The 21,188-nt window shown below is 63.3% G+C and carries 19 protein-coding genes; 12 read left to right on the top strand and 7 right to left on the bottom strand.

Annotated elements, in window-relative coordinates; translation table 11 throughout:
- Nucleotides 1-78: 78 nt before the first annotated feature.
- The gene (locus EEB12_RS24335) at nt 79-1,272 is read left to right on the top strand and encodes an AI-2E family transporter (RefSeq protein ID WP_003945249.1); all 1,194 of its coding nucleotides are present in this window, start codon (nt 79-81) and stop codon (nt 1,270-1,272) included.
- Here EEB12_RS24335 and EEB12_RS24330 read toward each other — a convergent pair whose 3' ends face one another.
- Nucleotides 1,273-4,251 carry an AAA family ATPase gene (locus EEB12_RS24330; protein ID WP_141488632.1) on the bottom strand — a complete coding sequence of 993 codons (2,979 nt, stop codon included), beginning with the start codon at nt 4,249-4,251 and terminating at the stop codon, nt 1,273-1,275.
- Nucleotides 4,248-5,423: an exonuclease SbcCD subunit D gene (locus EEB12_RS24325; RefSeq protein ID WP_141488631.1), complete on the bottom strand. Its 1,176-nt coding sequence runs from the start codon at nt 5,421-5,423 to the stop codon at nt 4,248-4,250. Before EEB12_RS24325 ends, EEB12_RS24330 begins: the two co-directional genes overlap by 4 nt.
- A gap of 217 nt (nt 5,424-5,640) precedes the next feature.
- On the opposite strand from EEB12_RS24325, the gene EEB12_RS24320 reads away from it, so the two are divergent.
- Nucleotides 5,641-6,597 (top strand): DUF6542 domain-containing protein, encoded by a 957-nt coding sequence (locus EEB12_RS24320; RefSeq protein ID WP_020908514.1) that lies wholly within the window; start codon nt 5,641-5,643, stop codon nt 6,595-6,597.
- Between the two features lie 67 nt (nt 6,598-6,664).
- Here the strand turns inward: EEB12_RS24320 and EEB12_RS24315 are convergent, their stop codons facing one another.
- Nucleotides 6,665-7,678 (bottom strand): 4-hydroxy-3-methylbut-2-enyl diphosphate reductase, encoded by a 1,014-nt coding sequence (locus EEB12_RS24315; protein WP_003945273.1) that lies wholly within the window; start codon nt 7,676-7,678, stop codon nt 6,665-6,667.
- Nucleotides 7,679-7,831: 153 nt separating this feature from the next.
- Here EEB12_RS24315 and EEB12_RS24310 point away from each other — a divergent pair, with 153 nt between their 5' ends.
- Genes EEB12_RS24310 through EEB12_RS24300 form a run of 3 tightly spaced genes read left to right on the top strand, consistent with a single transcriptional unit; the run spans nt 7,832 to nt 9,914 of the window.
- On the top strand, nt 7,832-8,431 hold the full coding sequence (locus EEB12_RS24310; protein WP_141488630.1) for a lipid droplet-associated protein: 600 nt from the start codon (nt 7,832-7,834) through the stop codon (nt 8,429-8,431).
- Entirely contained in the window at nt 8,428-9,693 is a 1,266-nt protein-coding gene (gene xseA, locus EEB12_RS24305; protein WP_003945258.1) for an exodeoxyribonuclease VII large subunit, read from the top strand. The genes EEB12_RS24310 and xseA overlap by 4 nt, the downstream gene beginning before the upstream one ends.
- Nucleotides 9,690-9,914 (top strand): exodeoxyribonuclease VII small subunit, encoded by a 225-nt coding sequence (locus tag EEB12_RS24300; protein WP_019744579.1) that lies wholly within the window; start codon nt 9,690-9,692, stop codon nt 9,912-9,914. The genes xseA and EEB12_RS24300 overlap by 4 nt, the downstream gene beginning before the upstream one ends.
- 21 nt (nt 9,915-9,935) lie before the next feature.
- On the opposite strand, the gene EEB12_RS24295 is transcribed toward EEB12_RS24300, so the two are convergent.
- Nucleotides 9,936-10,505, bottom strand: a complete 570-nt coding sequence (locus EEB12_RS24295; protein ID WP_029255848.1) for a DUF4245 domain-containing protein — start codon at nt 10,503-10,505, stop codon at nt 9,936-9,938.
- A gap of 180 nt (nt 10,506-10,685) precedes the next feature.
- Here EEB12_RS24295 and glpX point away from each other — a divergent pair, with 180 nt between their 5' ends.
- Nucleotides 10,686-11,720: a class II fructose-bisphosphatase gene (glpX, locus tag EEB12_RS24290; RefSeq protein WP_019744581.1), complete on the top strand. Its 1,035-nt coding sequence runs from the start codon at nt 10,686-10,688 to the stop codon at nt 11,718-11,720.
- Nucleotides 11,721-11,821: 101 nt separating this feature from the next.
- A complete protein-coding gene (locus EEB12_RS24285) occupies nt 11,822-13,225 on the top strand; it encodes a class II fumarate hydratase (RefSeq protein WP_003945220.1) in 1,404 nt (467 codons plus the stop codon).
- Between the two features lie 49 nt (nt 13,226-13,274).
- Here the strand turns inward: EEB12_RS24285 and EEB12_RS24280 are convergent, their stop codons facing one another.
- Nucleotides 13,275-13,994 (bottom strand): NADPH-dependent F420 reductase, encoded by a 720-nt coding sequence (locus tag EEB12_RS24280; protein WP_081671569.1) that lies wholly within the window; start codon nt 13,992-13,994, stop codon nt 13,275-13,277.
- A gap of 59 nt (nt 13,995-14,053) precedes the next feature.
- Nucleotides 14,054-14,509, bottom strand: coding sequence for a nitroreductase family deazaflavin-dependent oxidoreductase (locus tag EEB12_RS24275; protein WP_020908518.1), 456 nt, complete (start codon nt 14,507-14,509; stop codon nt 14,054-14,056).
- A 340-nt stretch (nt 14,510-14,849) separates the two neighbouring features.
- Between EEB12_RS24275 and EEB12_RS24270 the strand changes: the two genes are divergently transcribed.
- From EEB12_RS24270 to EEB12_RS24250, 5 genes are all read left to right on the top strand, one after another.
- The gene (locus EEB12_RS24270; protein ID WP_003945239.1) at nt 14,850-15,416 is read left to right on the top strand and encodes a TetR/AcrR family transcriptional regulator; all 567 of its coding nucleotides are present in this window, start codon (nt 14,850-14,852) and stop codon (nt 15,414-15,416) included.
- 97 nt (nt 15,417-15,513) lie between these two features.
- A complete protein-coding gene (locus EEB12_RS24265) occupies nt 15,514-17,085 on the top strand; it encodes an MFS transporter (protein ID WP_020970254.1) in 1,572 nt (523 codons plus the stop codon).
- A 97-nt stretch (nt 17,086-17,182) separates the two neighbouring features.
- Nucleotides 17,183-18,796 carry a serine hydrolase gene (locus tag EEB12_RS24260; RefSeq protein ID WP_141488629.1) on the top strand — a complete coding sequence of 538 codons (1,614 nt, stop codon included), beginning with the start codon at nt 17,183-17,185 and terminating at the stop codon, nt 18,794-18,796.
- Nucleotides 18,797-18,813: 17 nt separating this feature from the next.
- Nucleotides 18,814-19,239, top strand: a complete 426-nt coding sequence (locus EEB12_RS24255) for a limonene-1,2-epoxide hydrolase family protein (RefSeq protein ID WP_007726363.1) — start codon at nt 18,814-18,816, stop codon at nt 19,237-19,239.
- 30 nt (nt 19,240-19,269) lie between these two features.
- Nucleotides 19,270-19,674, top strand: a complete 405-nt coding sequence (locus EEB12_RS24250) for a carboxymuconolactone decarboxylase family protein (RefSeq protein ID WP_003945227.1) — start codon at nt 19,270-19,272, stop codon at nt 19,672-19,674.
- A 60-nt stretch (nt 19,675-19,734) separates the two neighbouring features.
- On the opposite strand, the gene EEB12_RS24245 is transcribed toward EEB12_RS24250, so the two are convergent.
- A complete protein-coding gene (locus EEB12_RS24245; RefSeq protein WP_003945274.1) occupies nt 19,735-21,102 on the bottom strand; it encodes a PhoH family protein in 1,368 nt (455 codons plus the stop codon).
- Between the last annotated feature and the right edge of the window lie 86 nt (nt 21,103-21,188).

Below are 21,188 nucleotides of genomic sequence, written 5' to 3'. Positions count from 1 at the left end.
TCGTTACGATCAGCTCAGCTAGATCACCGGATTCTCACATCGGCGAGGAGATCCCTGCGCCGACGGAAAGGACGATCAGTGAGCGAGCAAGACAAGGGGACGTCCGCAGGGGTGCGAAAGCGCGACCGCGGCGAGATCATCGGGCAAGGGGGTATGTGGCTCGCAAAGTGGTCGTTGGTGTTGGCGTCGATTTCGCTGGGCGCCTGGATTTTCGGTTGGCTGATCGAAAAGCTCTGGGTCATCATCCTGCCGGTGGCTCTGGCAATCGTCGTTGCGACAGTCATGTGGCCACCGACCCGCGGAATGATCAAGCGCGGTATGCCACCGGCCGCGGCAGCCGGCATCACCCTGGTCCTCTCGATCGGAATCTTGGCCGGTGTGATCGCAGGCATCGTTCCGTCAGTGGTCAGCCAGGCCCCCGAGCTCGCGAACAAGACCACCGAGGGCATCAATCAGGTTCAGGACTGGCTCCAGGGTCCGCCACTGAATCTGAAGGACGACCAGATCGACAACGCAGTCCATGCCGTCATCACGAAGGTGCAGGAAAGTGGAACCGCCATCGCTTCAGGCGTTTTCAGCGGTGTGAGCACGGCGAGCTCGTTGTTGGTCACGCTCGGTTTGGTCCTGATTCTCGCCTTCTTCTTCATCAAGGACGGACCGAGGTTCATCCCCTGGCTGCACGCTGTCGGCGGCGGCCGCGCCGGTCGGCATCTCGAAGAGGTCCTCACCCGCATGTGGGACACGCTCGGCGGATTCATCAGGACTCAAGCACTGGTGAGCCTGATCGACGCGGTCTTCATCGGCGCCGGACTGCTGATACTCGGGGTCCCGCTGGCACCGGTGCTGGCAATTCTGACGTTCATCGGTGGATTCATCCCGATCGTCGGTGCGTTTGTCGCCGGCGCCCTGGCCGTGTTGGTCGCGTTGGTGGCAAACGGCCTAACCACCGCCATCATCGTGCTGATCATCATCCTGGCCGTTCAGCAGATCGAAGGAAACGTCCTTCAGCCTGTGCTGCAGAGCAAGTCGATGAAACTCCACGCCGTCATCGTGCTGCTTGCCGTGGCCGCCGGTAGCTCGCTGTACGGCATCGTCGGCGCCTTCCTCGCAGTGCCCGTCGCCGCGGTGGCAGCAGTTGTCATCCGCTACATCGGAGAGCAGATCGACGAACGCGCAAGCGACAACGAGCCGATGCCCGCCGGCGATGCCTCGGACATCCTCGAAGATCAGGACGACGACGCCGAGTCAGAGGTAGAGAACAAAAAGGCCTGATCAGCCCGCGATAACCTTTACCGAGGAGCCTGCACGTCCGCGAATGACGTGCAGGCGACTCGGGATTCGCTGCCTCATCTCGTCCACGTGACTGACGATGCCCACCACTCGTCCTCCGTCGCGAAGCTCGTCCAACACAGCCATCACCGAGTCGAGGGTGTCGGCGTCGAGGGTGCCGAATCCTTCGTCGATGAACATCGTGTCGAGAACGATTCCGCCGGACTCCGCCGCAACCACATCGGCGAGTCCGAGCGCCAAAGACAATGACGCCAAGAATGATTCACCGCCCGAGAGCGTCTTCGCCGAGCGAACGACGCCCGTGAAGTCGTCCCGGATGTCGAGTCCCAGACCGCCGCGGCGACCCCGAGATCCTGCCTCGTCACTGTGCACGAACTCGTACCGTCCCCCGGACATCCGCTGCAGACGAACCGATGCCGACACGGCGATCTCTTCCAACCGCGAAGCGAGCACATACGCTCGCAGCGACATCTTGCGACTGTTCTGACCTTTACCGGCGATCACGTCTGCGAGGGCAGCGAGTTCGTCGTGCAGTTCACGCTCAGGCGCAACCGCCTCGTAGGCCTTCTCGAGTTGTCCGCTGAACCGTTCGAGATCCGACACACGGTTCTCGGCCAGGGAAGCGGCCGCAACAGTCGCGTTCACTACCTCGGCGCACTGAAGCGCGAGGCCGCGAGGGCCGTCCACGTCGACGGTCTCGACTTCACCCACCGCAACAACCTCGGGGTCGTCGAGGACAGTCCGGGCGGCAACCTCGAGGTCACGCGCCTTGGCGAGTTCCGTTTCGATCGCCGCGATTCGGGCAGGCGCTCTCACCCCTCCGATCGCAGCCTCGACCGAATCGAATCCGGCAGCGGCCGCCGCAGCGGCCAGTTTGGCCGACAGTTCCGCCGATCGGGCCTGCGCACGAACGGCGTCGTCGCGCATTTCGGACGCCGCCGTGGCAGCGGAGGCAAGGCCTTCGAACCGTGAGCGCCGAGCAGCGATGGTCGAATCTTCTCCCACCGCAGCAACGATCGCCGCTCGAATCTGCTCGACCGTCGCTGACAGAGTCGTCCTACGCTCGGCAAGGGCCGCCAATTCGGCTGTCAGAGAAGCGGATTCCTGTTGCAGTTCGGTGTCACGCCCATTGAGTTGCGCAAGTTTTTGTGCCAGCACTCCAACCTGACCGGCAGAGTGTGTCGCCTCGTCGACGGCGTTCCGTGCCTCGGCGCGGAGCCTGTCGAGTTCTTCGGAATCGCCGTCTCCGCCGCGCGCGATCACCCGGTCGATGTCACGTTCGACGGTTACCTGGCGATCGGCCACCTTGCTGAGGGCTTTCTCGGCCGCACGCTCGGCCGCTGACGCGGCTTCCAGATCGGGCTCGGTGACCGTGACGACATCCGACTGAGCCAGCGCAGGGTGTTCACGCGAACCACACACCTGGCATGGGTCACCAGGCGCGAGTGAACTCGCCAACTCCGCCGCCATGCCCTCGATACGCTTCTGTACGAGGTCGAGCCAGCGCCCGCGAGCACTCTGATGGGCGTCGCGCGCATCCAACACCTGCACACGAATCTTCTCGGCTTGCGCACGCAGAGAAACGATTTCATGGGCCGCTGCCGCAGCATCCGACGCTTTTACGAGTGCAGCCTCGAGGCCAGGCAGAGCCGCCTGAGCGCGTTGCGCATCCTCCAGTCGTTGGCCGGCCGAGCGCACCATGTCTGGCAGTTGTGTGCGTTCAACCGCGATGGCATCGATGCGCTCGGACAGAACGTCTCGCCGAACTCCGAGTTTCTCGATCTCGGCTTCTGCCGCATCGGCTCTGCGAGCGTCCTCCGCCATTGCGTCCAGGCGAACGATCTCGTCACGCCAGGTCCGGATCCGAGCTACGACGCGTTGACGCTCATCGTCGGCGGGTGGCCACACCTCCGGCACAAAAATCTCCGGACCATCGAGTGCGGAGTAGGTCGACATCGCTGTAGTCATCGATTCGAGTGCGGCAGCGAGGTGCAAGCCGGCAGCGTCCACATCGCCGGCGACAGCGGCCACCGGCAGTGCGCGCTTGGCGGTCTCGAGTTCAGCGCCGATCACAGCTCTTTGGGCGGCACCCGTATTGAATGCTGCGAGCTCAGCGGTCGCACGATTACGGCGAGCTACCAGATCTGCGGTTCGCTGCGCCGCCGACAGAACCCGATTAGCCTCGGCTGCTGCATCTTTCGCGGTCACCAGCTCCGCAAGACTTGCATCGCGGGTGTCCTGAGCCTCGGCGAGGAGTTTGCGCGACCATTCCAGTGGGTGTGCCTCGGCGCCTACCTCGAGTCCCGCAGCTGTCTCGACCTTCGCGAGCAGCAGCCGCACGGATTGCTCCCTGGCCGCGAGCGCGGTCGCACTTGCCTTTCGCTTGGCGTCGAACCATGCCTCGACGGAGACAAACCGCTTGGTGTCGAACAGACGCTCGAGCAGTTTGCCTCGCTCGTCGCTCTCGGCACGCAAGAATTTGGCGAACTCACCCTGCGGCAAGAGCACCACCTGGAAGAACTGATCAGCGCTCATGCCCATGAGGCGGTTGATTTCGTCACCGATGTCAGGGATGCGCGAAAGGTTTTCGCCGCGGCCGTCCAACCACGTCAGTGTGGCCTTTGCATTCTCTGTGATCGAACCGGTGCCACGCTTCTTCGGGCGCGAATACTCTGGACTACGAACAAGTTTGATTCTGCGACCACTGATGGTCGCTTCGAGTTCCACGCGCGGCACCGAACCGGCAGGCGCATGATCGGACAGTAGCCGTTTACCCTCGTTGCGCGCACCCGGAACCCGCCCGTACAGGGCAAAGGAAACCGCGTCGAGGATCGTGGTCTTGCCTGCACCGGTGTCGCCGTGCAGAAGGAACAGCCCGTCTGCACCCAATCGGTCGAAGTCGACCTCGACAGTGTCGGCAAAGGGCCCGAAAGAGCTGACTTCGAGTTTGTGAAGCCTCACGCGGTTTCACTCAGTTCTACCGTGGACTCCTCGGCGCGCGCGGCAGCGCTGAGCGCTTCGGCCATCAACGTGACCTCCCGCTCGGACGGGTCACTACGCACGGCCGAGACAAAGCCACGGGCGATCTCCATGTCGGTTCGACCCCGTACCGCGTCGCGATACTTGAGATCCGATTGTCCTTCCGGCCTTTGCCATTCGAGGTGAACGGCAAAGGGGAAACGTGCCTGGAGCTGCCTCATGGCATCGACGGGACGAACCGGATCAGTGAGCAAAGCGGAGACGTAGCACTGCTCGGAATCGGCGTACTTCGACTCGGTGAGAAGTTCCTCGAGAGTTCCCGTCACCTGGCTCAGCCCTCGAATCACCGGAAGATCGAGGCGCTGCACCGACGACAGACCGGCTGCGTCGAGTTCGATCAAAAGAGCAGCCTTGCGGTGGCTGCGCTCACCGAACGAATACGGCAACGGTGAACCTGAGTAGCGGACGCTCTCCGAGAGCATCTGGGGCGAATGCAGATGCCCCAGCGCAACGTAGTCGACACCGGCAAACTCGCCCACTGCGACAGTCTCCACTCCGCCGACCGAAATGGAGCGTTCCGATTCAGACGCCTCACCGCCCACGACAAAGGCATGCGCGAGCAGTACCGACCGAGTCGACGGATCGGTAGCTGTTCGTTCGGCGAGGTCTCGCCGAACACGCGACATTGCCGCACCGAGGATGTCGGAATGAGTACGAGCCCGGGGCACGTCCAACTCGACGCGCGTGATCTCCGGCTCGAGATACGGAATCCCGTAAAACGCGACAGGTCCGAACTGATCACTGAGCATCACCGGAGTACCGATCTGGCCGACTCGGGTGATCAAGTGCAATCCGCCGGCAGCTGCAAAGGACGCCCCGGCACCGAGCCGCACCGCGGAATCGTGGTTGCCGGACGTGGCGACGATGACCGCTCCGGCCGCCCGGATTGCCTCGAAGCCTCGATTGCACACCGTGACCGCGTCGGAACTGGGAATTGAGCGGTCGTAGATGTCACCGGGCACGACCACGACGTCAACACCGTGTTCGCGGACGGAATCCGCGATGGAACCGAGCACACTCGCCTGATCGGCCAACAGATCGACGCAGTGAAAGGTGCGACCTATGTGCCAATCGGAGGTGTGCAGAATCTTCATGAATCCGACGGTAGAGCAGCCCACCGACACTGCCGATCTCCCACGCTGACGGCTTCGACGGTGTGCCCCAACCCACGAACGTCCGGTGACCCTGCACACAATCCGTCCGGTTCGTTTGGCGAAGAACCCGAAACCATCGCGCCATCGCGCCGATAAATGCGCCAGCCACGTCCCGCACAAACACGGCCGACAACGCAAGAACCGCTAATGTCGTTATGTGTCTGCAACCCAACGTGCTCGCTCCGGGGTACCGCTGGACAAGCGATCGCTCATCGTGACCGTCCCCGGCCTGCCCTGGTGGGGAGTGATCCTGCTTGCTGCCGGTGTCACCGCCGTCGGCGTACTGATCGATGCAACCGGAGGCGGCGGCGAGCTCACCGCGGTGTTCTCGACGTTCTACTTCCTGGGCTGTCTCTTCGCTGTGGTTGCCGCTTCGAACAAGGCTCTTTTCACCGCGATGGCCCAACCTCCGTTGCTGCTCTTCGCTGCGGTGCCGATCGGGCACACGCTCATCGGCAAGGACAACAGCACCGCACTGCGCGACATCGCGATCAACATCGCGTACCCGTTGGTCAACCGCTTTCCGATCATGTTGGCCGCAACCGTCGTCGTGCTGATAATCGGCGGTTTCCGGTACTTCCTGCTCAATCAGCGTCCCACCGGGCCTGCGCGCTCGACCCGCTCCCGCCGCTCGGCGACCGCCACTCGAGAATCCTCTGCGGCTGCCACGCGAGAACAATCCGCGCCCGAGACCGGGCGTCGCCGCAGAGTCTCGGACGCGCCCGTCCCCGGGCCCCCGCGTCGCCGCGCCCCCGAGGTGGACGAACAGCCCGCTTACCGAAGCGCTCCCCGGCGCGAACCGATCGAAGACGATCGCCCGCTGCCGCCCCGGAGAAGCCCACTGCCGCCCAGGGTCGATCGCACGCACCAACCGCCTACGCGTCGCCCTCAGCCGGACAGCAGACCGACAGCAGACGACGACTACCCGTCGTACGGTCGCCGCCGGGCGCCCGAGCCCAGTCCGTCGCCCAGGCGTGAGGAGCGGATGGAGCCCTTCTTCGCTTCGGGTGACGACGTATCGCCGCCGCTGCCCCCTCGCCGCCGCCCACCCGGAGTCGATCTTCCCGCGTATCCGCCGCCGCGAGTTCGGTACCGCGATCGCGAAGAGCCCTGACAGACGAGCCCAGTAGCAAAAAATGCGGGGCACCTTCCATCTGGAAGGTGCCCCGCATTTTCTTGTTCTAGGACGTGCGCGCTGCTCGCAATTCACGGGGAAGAGCGAACACCAAGGTCTCGTTGGCTGTGGTGACGGGCTGAACGTCGTTGTATCCGTGCTCGGCAAGAAGTTCGATCACGCCGCGCACGAGCACCTCGGGTACTGATGCACCCGACGTGATGCCGACGGTCTGGACACCCTCGAGCCACGCGAGATCGACCTCACGGGCGTAGTCGACCAGGTACGACGCGGCAGCGCCCGCCCCGAGTGCGACCTCGACGAGGCGAACCGAGTTGGACGAGTTCCGCGAACCCACCACGATCACGAGATCGCACTCGGGAGCCATCGCCTTGACCGCGACCTGACGGTTCTGCGTGGCGTAGCAGATGTCGTCGGACGGCGGGTCCTGCAGATTGGGGAAACGCTCACGCAGGCGCGCGACAGTCTGCATCGTCTCGTCGACGCTCAGTGTGGTCTGGGAAAGCCAGATGACCTTCGACTCGTCCCGAACCGTGACTGCGTCGACCGAATCCGGACCGTCGACGATCGTGACGTGATCGGGAGCCTCACCTGCGGTGCCCTCGACCTCCTCGTGGCCTTCGTGGCCGATGAGCAGAATGTCGTAATCGTCGCGAGCGAATCGCTTTGCTTCCTGGTGCACCTTCGTGACCAGGGGGCACGTAGCGTCGATCGTGCGCAGGTTCCGCTCGGCGGCCGAGTCGTGGACGGCCGGAGACACACCGTGCGCCGAGAACACGAGGAGTGATCCTTCCGGAACCTCGTCGGTTTCGTCGACGAAGATCACGCCTTGATCTTCGAGCGTCTCGACGACGTGGCGATTGTGGACGATCTCCTTACGCACGTAGATGGGTGCGCCGTGCTTCTCGAGCGCCTTCTCGACGGTCTCGACCGCGCGGTCGACGCCGGCGCAGTAGCCGCGAGGCTCGGCAAGGAGCACGCGCTTGGCGCTGCCCTTGCGGGTGGACGGCGAATCAGCCGAGTGCGCGATACCGAGATTGAGAGGAACAGCCGAAGACATGTGACCAGCCTACTGGCACCTCGAACGTGAGACACTCCGGCAAACGTGAACACCTCGGTTTCGGGCTCCGATCGAAGGTTCCGAAGTAAACGAGTACGGCCGTCACAGGCAAGTCGGCTACCGATTGTCGGAGCTTTGCGGCAAGCTGTGGGAATGATCCGACCACCGTTCGTGGCGCGCGTTGCCGCGGGACTCGCCGTCACCGCGATGGAAGAGGCAAAGAAGTTGCCCACCACCGCTGTCGCCCTGCCGATGACCGCCGTGAGCCAGATGCTGCAGACAAGCATGCGCGTGCAGCAGTCGATCACCTCGTTGGCGATCAAGGGCGATCAGGCATTTGCACTGATCAACTGGTCTTCCGAGGACGAACAGCCCGAGTGGGCGGTCTTCGACGAAGACGCCGACGCTCCCGCGGACTCGGCGTCTTCCACCGGGTCGACCACCGCTGACACCCCGACCAACGCCGGACGCTTCGCGCTCTACTCGCTCGAGCCGACTGCCCCCATCGAGGAGCCCGCACCCGGCGCCGAGTCCGAATCCGCGGCAGCTACGACGGACGGACCTGCCGATGAGCCCGAGATCGTCACCGAACTCGACTACCCCAACCTCACACTCGCACAGCTCCGTGCGCGCATCCGGACGCTCAGCATCGACGAGCTGACCGCCGTCCTGGACTACGAGAATGCGACGCTCGCCCGCGCACCGTTCCAGACCATGCTCACCAACCGCATCACCACAGCCAAGGCAAAGTGACTTCCGCAACGCCCCCCGCTTCATCGCAGCGATCGTCCGGCGCCAGCAGCGCTGAGCAGCCGTGGCCGGTCCGCACGGTTTCCGCCAAGGTCGCCGGCTGGATCGATCGACTCGGCAGCATCTGGGTCGAAGGTCAGATCACACAGATCAATGCACGCCCCGGTACCCGGACGGCCTTTCTCGTTCTGCGTGATCCGTCGGCAGACATGTCGCTGTCGATCACATGCTCACCACAGTTGTTGCACAACTCTCCGGTGCCGTTGACCGAGGGCTCGCGTGTGGTGATGTTCGGCAAGCTCTCGTTCTACACCGGACGCGGAACGGTGTCGTTGCGTGTCACCGAGATTCGCGCCGTGGGAATCGGTGAGCTGCTGGCCCGCATCGAGAGACTGCGCGCCTTGCTCGCCGCGGAGGGCTTGTTCGATCCGAGACTCAAACGGCCTCTTCCGTTTCTGCCCGGCACGATCGGCCTGATCACGGGCCGAGCCAGCGCGGCCGAAAAGGACGTCGTCTCGGTCGCCCACCGTCGCTGGCCCGCAGTGGCTATCGCGGTGCGTAACACCGCCGTGCAGGGCCCCACTGCTGTTCCCCAGATCATCGAAGCGCTGAAGGAACTCGACGCCAACCCGGTAGTCGACGTCATCATCCTCGCTCGCGGCGGCGGTAGCGTCGAGGATCTCCTGCCGTTCTCCGACGAAGCGCTGTGCCGCGCCATCGTGGCCTGCACGACGCCGATCGTCAGTGCCATCGGCCACGAGCCGGACAGCCCGCTCAGTGACCACGTCGCCGACCTGCGCGCAGCCACACCCACCGACGCGGCCAAGCGCGTCGTACCCGACGCGGTTGCGGAAGCTGCTCTGGTTGCCGATCTTCGTGACCGCAGCGCTGCGGCACTGCGCAGCTGGGTCAAGCGTGAGTCTCATCTGATCGAACAGTTGCGCACTCGACCGGTCATGGCATCACCGCTGCTCGCGGTGGACCGTCGCGCCGAAGAGGTCGAAAGGCTCCAGGCCGCCGGGCGACGCGATGTGACTCGGTTGATCGACTCCGAGTCCCGAACGATCGAGCATCTGCGCGCCCGGCTCACCACTCTCGGCCCCGCCGCGACGCTGGCCCGCGGGTACGCAGTCGTGCAACGTGTTGTCGCCGACGGCGATCCGGAGGTTCTGCGCTCGGTCGAGGACGCGCCACCCGGAACCCAGATTCGAGTTCGACTTGCAGACGGCGCCGTTCGCGCCGCAGTGATGGGAAGAGAAAAATGAGCAACGCCACCGACACCGACACCGACATCAACGAACTCGGCTACGAAGCAGCCCGCGACGAATTGGTGAGCGTCGTGAAGATTCTCGAACAGGGCGGCCTGGACCTCGACGCGTCACTCTCACTGTGGGAGCGAGGCGAAGCGTTGGCCAAGCGCTGTGAAGAGCATTTGGCCGGCGCCAGGGCTCGCGTCGAAAAGGCTCTGGCCGAAGCGGACGAGTAACGTCCGCTCCGACCGGAAATCCTATGGCGTGATCGGCTGCGCTGCGCCGACCTTCTCGGCAAGAATCCGGAACTCGTCCGGCGTCGCCGCGCCCGTGAGCAACAGGCGAACATCCCCGACGTCCGTGACCCAGATCGACTCGACACCTTCGCCGCCGAAGACGTTCCACGTATCGGCGCCGACGGTCTCGACTCCGGTCGCGAATCGCTGTCCACCGGCAACGTGTGACACCAACGGGAATTCCTCGGCGTTGCTCTGTGTCAGCTGAATGTAGCGACCGCTGGTCGTGATGAATCCCACAGTGCTCGAATCTCCGCCACCGTCGCCGGAGATGATTTTGCGACTGCCGGAGTTCGGGGTCCACCCGTCCGGAACACCGGGATTACGGATGGGAAATCCGAGTTCCTTCGCGTCGTAGTTCAGAGCAGCGTCCACGTCGACGCTCGGGATAGGCCCCTGCGTCGGGCCGCCAGGACTGAACGTGCACTGGCTGGCGATGCCCGCAATGATGATGCAGAACAGCACCAACGGTACGAGAGACCAGACCATGTCTTTGTTGTCTTCGAGAATGCGGGGTTTCTTCGATGCCACACCCCCAGTATCCAGGTACTGCGCAGTAGATACGATTCCCGGTCCCCTTCGAGCGAGACAAAACGTCGCAGCGGCGACCCGACAGCGCACGTAGCCGCTCCCATCTGGGACAATGACGCCTGAAGAAACCACTGCGTCGACACACCCCGTCGACCGCGACCGCGCCAGGAGGCACCGCACATGACGGCCAGCAGCACTCATCGTGAGACCCCGGACCGTAACCTCGCACTCGAATTGGTCCGAGTCACCGAAGCCGGTGCTATGGCTGCCGGCCGCTGGGTAGGCCGCGGCGACAAGGAAGGCGGCGACGGAGCAGCCGTCGACGCTATGCGTCAGCTCGTCTCCTCCGTCTCGATGCGCGGCATCGTCGTCATCGGTGAGGGCGAGAAGGACGAAGCGCCGATGCTGTTCAACGGCGAAGAGGTCGGAAACGGCGACGGCCCCGACTGTGACTTCGCCGTCGACCCGGTCGACGGCACCACCTTGATGTCCAAGGGCATGCCCAACGCGATCTCCGTTCTGGCTGTTGCCGAGCGCGGCGCGATGTTCGATCCGTCGGCCGTGTTCTACATGGAGAAGATCGCTGTCGGACCGGATGCTGCAGATGTCATCGACATCAGCGCACCGATCGCCGAGAACATCAAGCGCGTCGCCAAGGTCAAGAAGGCGTCGGTCTCCGACATCACGATCTGCATCCTGGACCGCCCGCGTCACAACCAGCTGATCCAGGACGTGCGCGACACCGGCGCTCGTATCCGTCTGATCTCCGACGGTGACGTTGCCGGCGCCATCGCCGCAGCGCGTCCCGAGTCCGGCACCGACATGCTCGTCGGCATCGGCGGAACGCCTGAGGGCATCATCGCCGCAGCAGCCATGCGCTGCATGGGTGGATCGCTGCAGGGCAAGCTCGCACCCACCGACGACGAAGAGCGCCAGAAGGCCATCGACGCCGGTCATGATCTCGATCGGATCCTGACCACCGAAGATCTCGTCTCCGGCGAGAACGTATTCTTCTGCGCCACGGGCGTCACCGATGGTGACCTGCTGCGCGGTGTCCGCTACTACGGCGGCGGCGCCAGCACGCAGTCCATCGTGATGCGTAGCAAGTCCGGCACCGTTCGCATGATCGACGCGTACCACCGTCTCGAGAAGCTGCGTGAGTACAGCTCCGTCGACTTCGACGGCGAAGAGGGCGCGGTTCCCCCGACGTTCTGATCGGCTCCGCCCCGTGAGCGGTTAGGGAGTCCCTGCACTCCTTAACCGCTCACGGGGGACGTAGTCCCCTACCCGCCCTCCAAAAGTGGCAATGTGGAGCCATGACGGAGAGCAACGATCAACAGTTCCGAATCGAACACGACACCATGGGCGAAGTTCGGGTGCCCATCGACGCGCTGTGGCGGGCACAGACGCAGCGTGCAGTCGAGAACTTCCCGATCAGCGGGCGCCCACTCGAGCGCACCCAGATCCGCGCAATGGGCTTGCTGAAAGCAGCGTGTGCGCAGGTCAACAAGGACCTCGGACTGCTCGACGCGGACAAGGCCGACGCAATCATCGCCGCCGCGAACGAGATCGCCGAAGGCAAGCACGACGATCAGTTCCCCATCGACGTCTTCCAGACCGGCTCGGGAACCAGCTCGAACATGAACGCCAACGAGGTCATCGCATCCATCGCGAAGGCCGCCGGTGTAGACGTACATCCCAATGATCACGTCAACATGTCGCAGTCCTCCAACGACACCTTCCCCACCGCCACGCACGTCGCAGCCACCGAAGCAGCGGTCACCGATCTTGTTCCGGCACTGGAACATCTGCACGCTGCACTCGCCACGAAGGCGACCGAGTGGAAGACCGTCGTCAAATCCGGACGCACCCACCTGATGGACGCTGTGCCGGTCACGCTCGGTCAGGAGTTCGGTGGCTACGCACGTCAGATCGAGGCCGGCATCGAGCGCGTCAACGCAACACTCCCCCGCCTCGGCGAGCTGCCGATCGGCGGAACAGCAGTCGGCACCGGTCTCAATGCTCCGGATGGATTCGGCCCCAAAGTTGTTGCCGAGCTGGTCAAATCGACAGGCGTCGACGCGCTGACTCCAGCGAAGAACAGCTTCGAAGCACAGGCCGCGCGTGACGGACTGGTCGAGGCATCGGGCGCGCTGCGGACCATCGCAGTCTCACTGACGAAGATTGCCAACGACATTCGGTGGATGGGATCGGGTCCGCTGACCGGACTCGGCGAGATCGCACTCCCAGATCTGCAGCCGGGTAGCTCGATCATGCCCGGCAAGGTGAACCCGGTCCTGCCCGAGGCAACCACTCAGGTTGCGGCTCAGGTGATCGGAAACGACGCCGCCATCGCGTGGGGTGGCGCTGCCGGAGCTTTCGAACTCAACGTCTACATCCCGGTCATGGCACGCAACCTGCTGGAGTCGTTCACCTTGCTGGCCAACGTCTCTCGACTGTTCGCCGACAAGTGTGTCAGCGGACTGGTCGCGCACGAGGAGCACCTCAAGACACTCGCCGAATCGTCACCGTCGATCGTGACGCCCCTCAACTCGGCGATCGGTTACGAGGAAGCCGCGGCCGTCGCGAAGCAGGCGCTCAAAGAGAAGAAGACGATCCGCCAGGTCGTCATCGAGCGCGGACTCGTCCCGGACAAGCTGAGCGAGGAAGAACTCGACAAGCGTCTCGACGTTCTGGCGATGGCGAAGGTCAAGGACTGAACAAACAACAGAGTGGCGGTTTCCACTTCGGAAACCGCCACTCTTTTCCCTACACCGTAGTGGTTGCGCGCCACTCGTCGGTGCGATCGGGGCTCGCCTCGGCCAATGCCTTCAACGTCGCTTCACGATCGAAGTCCTTGCCGTACACCGGAGTTCCCGGCTGCTGACGCCAGGAATCGTCGATCGTTCCCGCATCGACAGGATCGAAGCCCAACTGATTGATCAGATCGAACACGACCTGCTTGTTCGCGTCGTCGTCGCCGGCGATGGGTAGCGCAATGCGCCCCTCTGCACCTTCGGGAAGCCCCTTCTCGAGGAGATGCTTCCACCAGATTCCGTTGAACGCCTTGAATACCGGTACACCCAGGCGCTCCTGCACCCATCCGCTTTCGGTCTGTCCGTCCTCGATGGCCGAGATCAGACCGTCACGCTGTTGCGGGTAGTAGTTGTTGGTCTCGATGACCGGGGCACCGGCGACCGCACCGCTGAGGATCCCCGCCGGTAGATCGACCACGTTCTTCTGCGGGATGCTCACGATGACCAGCTCGGCGCCCTCGGCGACCTCGGTGCTGCGGACTGCCTTCGCGCCCGTCTCCGCTTCCAGTTCTGCAAGGGTGTCCGGTGTCCGCGAGTTCGAGACGCGCACGTCGTGACCGAGCGCAGCGAGCCTACGTGTGAGCGTGCCACCGATCTGACCGGCTCCGATGATTCCGATGCGCATGACCCTGCTCCTTCGTCGTGTGCAGTGGCGATCGCGCCACCGCTGCATTCGTCAACGACGAGAACGCACCGGGTCATTCCGTACCGACTACTTCAACTCCCGTTGATTCAATCGGTTGACGGATCGAGTTCGAGCCTGATGCGAACACTGACCGGATCGGTCTGCAATCCGCGAAAGGCAGAGGCCGTCAGCGCCGATCTGAACTTCCCCGACGTGAATGTCTTCACCCGCGCCGGGACGTCGTCGTCCGGCATGATCTGGGCCTGTCCGTCCACCCACTCGCCGCGGCGACGGATCCGAACCTTCGGCGTCGCAGAGATATTGGCGCCCCAGCCCCTGTCGATGCCATGCTGCGCGATGACCCACGCCTCGTCGCCGTCGTAGGTGATCGCAACGGGCACTCGGCGGGTCAGACCGGTTCGGCGTCCAACCGTCTCGATCTCGGTCATCAACGACGGCATCAAACCGATCCGATTCAATCCGGTGACCAGCGGATTGGCGAAATACTTCCCGACTGCGACTTCGATTCTTCGTTTTCGTGCAACTGACGTCGGTACCGGCATGCCGTTTCCTCTCCTCCGGAGCTGGCGCTCGAAGCAACAGCTCTATACCGCACGATATAACCACTGATCCGGGAGTTTTGCCACCATGAATATCGATCAATACCCACTACCTGCACACAACACTTGACTGTGTCTGTCGGTTACATCTAGTCTCAGATTCGTTCCTATACCGATCGACATACTGGGAGGCAGTGATGAACACACCTCGAGACACCTCGTTGCCATGACCGGCCCGCAGACGCGTTGTCCGATCGCCGCAGCGCGTCGCAAGTGGGGAGTACCAAGAGAATCAGCGGCACCAGATGAATCGAACAGCTCTGCGATTGCATACGATGGCGGGATGGCCGACTCCGATTCCCGCACTCTGATGCTGGTCGGCGCCATCAATGCCTTCCGTGAACACGGGATCGCGACGACCTCGCTCACCGAGATCGTCGAACGCTCGGGAGCTCCCCGCGGGTCGGTGTACCACTACTTTCCCGAAGGCAAAGGACAGCTGGCCGGCGAAGCAGTTGCCTACTTCGGCCGAGGCGTCAGCGCCGCCATCAGTTCGATGATCGCTCAGTCTTCCCCACCGGAGATCATCGACGCGGTTGTCACAATATTTCGAAACAGCTTGGTAGAGAGCGATTTCACCTCCTCCTGTCCGGTCGCAGCCGCGGCGGTGGAGGGCGCGTCGACGCCGGCGGCATTAACTGCTGCGGGCGAATCCTTCACCTCGTGGGAATCGCTTCTCACATCGTTCTTCTGGCAGCAGGGACAGCCGTCCGAGACTGCAGCACAGTGGGCAACCGTCGTGATCGCGTCGATCGAAGGCGCGACTCTGATGGCAAAAGCTCAGCACACCACCGCGCCTCTCGATCGGATCGGCGCGCACCTCAAGGCTCTGGTCTCGGCCCCGAGCTGACCAACCCCTCTACTTCCAACCGCTGCTGCCGTCCGCGCAGGAGCAGAGATGGCGTACAAACATGTCTCACACACTTGCACCGGCGCCCTCGGCGCCTATGATGACCAAGTCCCGTCGATTCACTGCGCTGATCTTCATCTGCCTCGCCGAACTCCTTGTCGTGCTGGACAACACAGTGGTCAACGTCGCACTGCCGACGATGAGCGTCGACCTGTTCGCCAGCGTCAGTGACCTGCAATGGATCGTCGACGCGTACACGTTGACCTTCGCCGGGTTCCTACTCACTTTCGGCCACCTGGGTGACCGCTTCGGACGCCGCCGAGTGATGATCATCGGTCTGATCGGCGTCGGCGCGATGTCGCTCGTCGGCGCTTTGGCTTCCAACCTCGAACAGGTGATCATGGCGCGCGCTGCCATGGGTGTCTTTGCCGCAGCGGTCTTTCCGGCCACCCTGGCCATGATCACGAACATCTTCACCGACGCCAGAGAACGAGCCATCGCCATCGCTGCCTGGACCGCAATGGCCGGCTTCGCGATTGCCATCGGCCCGACGGCAGGCGGTTGGCTTCTCGAGCACTTCTCCTGGCACTCGGTGTTCTGGATGAACGTTCCGGCTGCGTTGCTGGTCATCGTCGGTGTGCTGCTGGTTGTTCCGGAATCGAAGGCGCTTCACGTCGGCCGATTCGATTTCGTCGGAACAATCTTGTCGCTCCTCGGCATCGTCATTCTGGTGTGGACCATCATCGACGCGCCACATCGCGGATGGGTGTCGCCATTCAGCATCACGGGATACCTCTCTGCGACAGTGTTGTTGGCGGCATTCGTCGCATGGGAACTGCGCACCGATGCGCCGATCCTGAACATGAATCTCTTCCGAATCCGGCGGTTTTCATTCCCCGCCTTGGCTATTGCGGTCAGCTACTTCAGCATGTTCGGGTTCTTGTTCCTGATCACGCAGTACTTCCAGGGCGTTCGCGAATACTCGCCACTCGAATTCGGCATCCACTCTTTGCCTTTCGCCGCCGCTGTTGCGGTGGGCGCTCCCGTCGCCACCTTGGCGGCACAGAAACTCGGCACGACCGCAGTGATGGTGTTCGGCCTCCTCGTCCTCAGCGGCGGCATGTTCCTGGCCGGCCAGACGACCGTCGAGACGCCCTACCTCGGACCCGTCGTGATCTCGATGGTTCTCATGGGTCTGGGCCTCGCAATTGTCCAGGGACCGGCTACCGACTCCATCATGTCCTCGGTGCCCCTCGACGAAGCCGGCGCAGGCTCGGCAGTCAACGACACGACGCGTGAACTCGGTGGGACCCTGGGCGTCGCCGTCATCGGCTCGATCGTCGCCTCGTATTACACGTCCAAGGTGGCTCCGATCGTCGACGCCATTCCCGACGCCGTGATGTCGGCACAGGAGAAGGGCTTCGCTCGTGAGTCGGTGCTCAGCGTCATCGAGATCCGCTCGCGCGACATCAGTCCGCTCTTCGAGCAGCAGAAGGACAGTCTGATCTACACGATGAAGACCGCGTGCCTGGAAGGCTTCGCCATCGCGTCGTACTTCACGGTCGGCGCAGCACTGATCACCGCGCTGCTGGTCGCGTTGTTGCTCCCCTGGAAGCCGGTCACAGAAGGCTCCATTCTCGGCAGTCTGGCAACCAAGACCCCGAAGTAGCTACAAGGTTTCCCGATTTGTCCGTATCTCAGCCCGCCGTTCCCCGATACTGGATTGACCGAATGGTACCGACGACAGCCCTGCTAGGGAGAATCTCGTGTCCATCACCTGTAGAAACAGCTCGCGACTGTCGGCTGCGGCGGTTCCGGTAGTACTGACGGTCGCCCTGCTCGCCGGATGCTCGTCCGATTCAGACACCACCTCAGCGCCCGGGCCGGTCGTCAGCGACGCCAGCCCCGGTCTCGACGCCGGGGTGCCGATCCCGGACGGGCAAATCGACGACGCGGTCGGAAAGCTCGACGGCCTCGCGAACGATCTCATGGCAAGTTCGGGCGTCCCCGGCATGGCTGTGGCCGTGGTGCACGGCGGTAAGACTGTGTATGCAAAGGGATTCGGGGTTCGCGAGTTGGGTAAGAGCGCCACCGTCGATGCCGACACCGTGTTCCAACTGGCATCGGTGTCGAAATCGGTAGGAGCCACGGTGGTCGCCCACGAAGTCGGAATCGGGACCGCCGACTGGGACACTCCGGTGATCTCGAAACTGCCGGGGTTTGCGCTTGCCGATCCGTGGGTGACCGACCACCTCACGATCTCCGATCTCTACACGCATCGGTCGGGATTACCGGACCACGCCGGCGACGGACTGGAGGACCTGGGCTACAACCGGGCCCAGGTGCTCGAGAAGCTACGCCAACTACCGCTCAATCCATTCCGAATCACATACGAGTACACGAACTTCGGCGTCACAGCCGGCGCTGAGGCCGTTGCAGCTGCGGCGGGCACCGATTGGGAAACGCTGTCGCAGAACACAATCTACGGCCCGCTCGGTATGACATCGACGTCTTCGCGGTTCGCCGATTACCAGGCCCGAGAAAATCGAACAGTGGGCCACATCCTCGAAGACGGAAAGTACAAGGTAGGGCCGGTTCGGGACGCCGACGCCCAATCCCCCGCCGGTGGAGTCAGCTCCTCCGCGAACGACATGGCCAAGTGGTTGGACATGGTGCTGTCCGGCGGTCAGTATCAGGGGCAGCAGGTCGTTCAGACGGATGCCCTCGTGCCCGCAGTGAACCCGGAGATCGTCTCGCGCCACGCGCAGGAAATCGGGGAACGCTCCGGCTTCTACGGCTACGGATTCAACGTTTCCGACAGCGCCGCTGGCCGTGTCACCGCCAGCCACTCCGGCGGCTTCCTGGTCGGAGCCGGGACAAATTTCGTGACGATTCCCTCCGCTGACGTCGGCATCGTCGTTCTGACCAACGGCACGCCCACCGGCGTCGCGGAGACCTTGAGCGCCGAGTTCGCCGATCTGGTGCAGTTCGGGAAGATCACCCGCGAGTGGCGCCCGCTGTACGAAGCGGCGTTTGCCTCACAAGCCGATCCCGAGGGCGAACTTGCCGGGAAGACACCGCCGACCTCCCCCGCGCCTGCCCCACCGACAAACCAATTGACCGGCGACTACGGCAACCCGTACTGGGGTCCCGCACTCGTGACACAGCAGAACGGTGCGCTGACCTTGACCATGGGTCCCGCGGCGGTGACGTATCCGCTGACCCACTGGGACGGAAACACCTTCACGTTTCCGCTCAGCGGCGAGAACGCACCGGCCGGGACGGTCTCGAAGGCCACCTTCGACGGAAACTCGCTAACCTTGGAGTACTTCGATCACGATCATCTCGGTACCTTCATCCGGGCAACACCGGCCGAATAATCAGCCAAGGACACCCCATGAGTAGTTCGACAGCCACGGTGAACGCAATGTTCGCGGCCCTCACCGATTTCGACGTGGACGCAGCAGCCGAATTGATGACAGACGACATCGTCTGGCAGAACGTCTCGCTCCCCACCCTGCGAGGCAAGAAGACCGTCGTGCGAGCGCTACGTCTGGTCACCAAGCCTTCACTGAAATTCGAGGCGGAGATGCACCACATCGTCGGCGACGAGTCCACGGTGCTCACCGAACGCACCGACATCCTCACCGTCGGACCGTTGCGCATCGAGTTCTGGGTATGCGGAACTTTCGAACTGCGCGACGGCAAGGTCTGCGTCTGGCGGGACTACTTCAGTCTGCGAGACGTCGCGTGGGGCGTGGTGACCGCGGTCGGCCGCGCAGTCGTCGGGACCGGGACACGAAGTAGGCTTGCTCCGGCCTGAAATCACCTGCCGAAAGCGAGCGAACCTGCCATGTCCGAAAACACCACGCCTGACTCCTTCGACGCCGGATTGGCTGTGCGCACCGAAGTCATGGGGGCCGATTTCGTCGACGCCGCCTTCGAGCGCACCCGGGGAACGGACAGCGAAGAACTGCAGAACTTCGTGACGGCCAACGTCTGGGGTTCGGTATGGACGCGTCCCGGACTCGATCGCCGCAGTCGCAGTCTGATCAATCTGGGGATGCTGATCGCGCTGCGCGCCGAGAACGAACTCAAAGGCCACGTACGTGGGGCATTGCGAAACGGATTGACGCGCACCGAGATCGTCGAAACCGTGATCCACGCGAGCGCGTACTGCGGCGCTCCGGCCGGACTGGCGGCGATGCGTGTCGTGCAGGAAGTTCTCGACAACGAACTGGGACCGCTGCAAAACTGAACAACTTCAAACCCAGGCATCTCCCCGTGCAGACCGAAGTCCGCACGGGGAGATCACTTCTCAGGAAGTGGGGCCGAACTCCTCGAGCATGTCGGTCACCAACTCGGCGATCGGCGAGCGCTCACTGCGCGTGAGTGTGATGTGCGCAAAAAGCGGGTGACCCTTGAGCTTTTCGATGACGGCCGCAACTCCGTCGTGCCTGCCCACTCGCAGGTTGTCACGCTGCGCGACGTCGTGCGTGAGGACCACTCGCGAGCCGGTTCCCAGACGAGAAAGCACTGTCAGCAGAACATTTCGTTCGAGCGACTGCGCTTCGTCGACGATCACGAACGAATCGTGCAGCGACCGACCGCGAATATGCGTCAGCGGCAACACTTCCAGCATTCCGCGGGCGAGAACCTCCTCGAGAACCTCTGGCGAGGCCAACCCGTCGAGAGTGTCGAAAACGGCCTGAGCCCACGGGCCCATCTTCTCGCTCTCACTACCGGGAAGGTAGCCGAGTTCTTGTCCGCCAACGGCATACAACGGACGGAAGACGACAACCTTGCGCTGAGTGCGGCGCTCGAGAACCGCTTCCAGACCTGCCGTCAGAGCCAAGGCCGACTTACCGGTGCCCGCCTTACCACCGAGAGAGATGATGCCGATGCTCTCGTCCATGAGGAGATCGAGCGCAATGCGCTGCTCGGCGGAGCGGCCGTGCAACCCGAACGCCTCGCGCTCACCGCGCACCAACTGGATGCGCTTGTCGGGAGTCACCCGACCGAGGGCGCTCGACGAACCACCGAGCAGGCGAAGACCCGTGTGACACGGCAGATCTCGCGCTTCGTCGAGGTCCAGGAAACCCTCGTTGAACAGCTCGTCGATGTCCGTCGAGGCGACGTCCAGCTCAGTCATGCCCGTCCATCCGGATGGCACGACGTCGTGAGCGTGGTACTCGTCGGCAGGTAGTCCCACCGCGCCTGCCTTCACACGAAGCGGAATGTCCTTGCTGACGAGGACCACATCCTTGCCCTCCGCAGCAAGATTCAGCGCACACGCCAGAATCCTCGAATCGTTACTGTCCGTGCGGAATCCGACGGGCAGGACCGCAGGGTCGGTGTGATTGAGTTCGACCTGCAGTGTCCCGTTCTCGGTGCCGATCGGCACCGGACGGTCGAGGCGGCTGTATTCGATCCGTAGATCGTCGAGCATGCGGAGCGATTCTCGGGCGAACCATCCCAGTTCGTGGTGGTGCCGTTTGCCTTCGAGTTCACTGATCACGACCAGTGGGAGTACCACGTGGTGTTCGGCGAATCGAGTGACAGCCCATGGATCGGACAGTAGTACCGAGGTATCCAAGACGTACGTGCGAAGTGCATCTCCCGAATGATTCCCGGCTGATAGATCAGCCCGGGCCGAGTGGGCAGAGACGGAGCGTGATGCAGTCACGTTGGGCTCCTAGGTCTGCGCGGCACCCGCGCAAACTCAGCTCGCTGGGCCGGACGGCTCTGGTGTCAGGTGACGCTGTGTCAGCT

The organism is Rhodococcus sp. WS1 (genome assembly GCF_003797745.1).
Lineage (GTDB): Bacteria > Actinomycetota > Actinomycetes > Mycobacteriales > Mycobacteriaceae > Rhodococcus_F > Rhodococcus_F erythropolis.
The sequence above is the reverse complement of the archived record's forward strand: the minus strand, read 5'-3'. Positions and strand labels throughout refer to the sequence as shown.